This window comes from Mesorhizobium sp. M7A.F.Ca.CA.004.04.2.1 (assembly GCF_004022825.1).
In the GTDB taxonomy this organism is placed as follows: domain Bacteria; phylum Pseudomonadota; class Alphaproteobacteria; order Rhizobiales; family Rhizobiaceae; genus Mesorhizobium.
This window is the reverse complement of record NZ_RZPH01001278.1, coordinates 1-1,442: the sequence shown is the minus strand read 5'-3', so window position 1 is coordinate 1,442 and position 1,442 is coordinate 1. Positions and strand designations below refer to the sequence as shown.

Genomic DNA, 1,442 nt, shown 5'->3' with positions numbered 1-1,442 from the left:
TTCTTGGTGGTGGTGGCGGCGACCGCGGTGCCGGTCTGCTCAGCCAACTCGTTGGCGTCTTCCTCGGCATCGGCCGCGGTGTCGGCGGCCTCGGGCTCCTCGCCCTGCTCGTCGTCCTCGACCACGTTGATGCCCATGTCGGACAGCATCGCCATCGTGTCCTCGATCTGCTCGGAGGTCACTTCCTCTGAGGGCAGCACCGAATTCAGCTCGTCCATGGTGACATAGCCGCGCTTCTTGGCGGCCTTGATCATCTTCTTGACAGCATCATCGGAAAGGTCGAGCAGAGGGCCATCGGTGGCGCCTTCGCGTTCGGTTTCGACCTCTTCCTTTTCCTTTGTCGCCATAGTCTTTATCTTCTCCTAGCGGCCGAACTTCAAAGCCGCGTAAGCTGTCGGACCAGTCAAATCGGGTGCGCTCGCTTATGAAACGCGCTTCACCGGGCCAGTAACTGCATCAACTCGTTTCGTTTGGTGTATGTCGTTGCCCAAATCGGGTTTCCCCTTTTGGGCGACATGCATTAAGTCCAGATTAACCCTGATATCTGTGGCAGGCGGGCTGCCTGTCCAGTGACCAGTACCTCACATCGCTTATTTCCCGTCGACGCGGGTTCGGGTTAACGTTTCGAATCGTCCTGATTCCGCCAATCTGCCAGAAGGTCAAGCGCCTCTCGCATGATTCGCATGAAAAAAGCGAATCAATTACCCGACTTAGCCCGTTACGCGCCATTTGGACGCGCAACGACGCTTTCTCAATTCACTCGCTTCCAACTAAGCTCGCCCAGCCCTGCCCGAGGAGACGCCAAACCCTTCGATCAGCGCTTCCGTGGCCTGCACATCCTGGAATTGCGCCTGAATTTCGATCAGATGCCGGTAGTTTTCGTCTGTGGGATCGGTGGCGAGCGCCGCTTCCGCCTGTTTCAGCTCCTTATGTAAGGTGCGCGCGCTGCGCTGCAAGTGCAGCGCCTGGCTGAAAGCATCGCGGGCATCTTCAAGGGCGGCGGTCTCCAGCGCCGGCCATTGCCGCATCCGCCGGATCAGCCCGACGGCCCGCTCCCAGATATCGGCACAGCCGGCGCGTTCGATCGTCGCAATCACCGCCTGACGGTCATTGGCCATGTCATGCGCCATCGCATCGAGGATTGCCGCATGCAGCCGCCTCAGGTCGGAGTTGGCGAGATCGAGGAACTCGATATGGGCGAAATTCTCGTCGATCAGCGCCGGATGGTTGATCAACGCCACGATGATCGTCGCCTCGCGCACCGACATCCCCTCGCCGCCGCGTTTGACCAAAGCCGACTGGCCGAGGCTTTCGGTGATCGCAATGCGGCCGCCACCGCCTTTGGCGAACTGCCCGCCGGGCGCGGCCGTCTTGCCCTGGCCCTGTTTCCAGTCCTGCCGACCTTGACGCCCACTGCGCTGCGAGCCGAAGAAGCTCAGCAC

Annotated in this window: 1 protein-coding gene and 1 pseudogene; both read right to left on the bottom strand. The window is 60.5% G+C overall.

Annotation, left to right across the window (positions count from 1 at the left end):
• The coding region (locus EN893_RS33825; protein ID WP_281062525.1) for an RNA polymerase sigma factor region1.1 domain-containing protein at nucleotides 1–347 on the bottom strand (347 nt) is incomplete at its 3' end.
• 423 nt (nucleotides 348–770) lie between these two features.
• Nucleotides 771–1,442, bottom strand: a pseudogene (locus EN893_RS33820) (DNA primase); the annotation flags it as partial.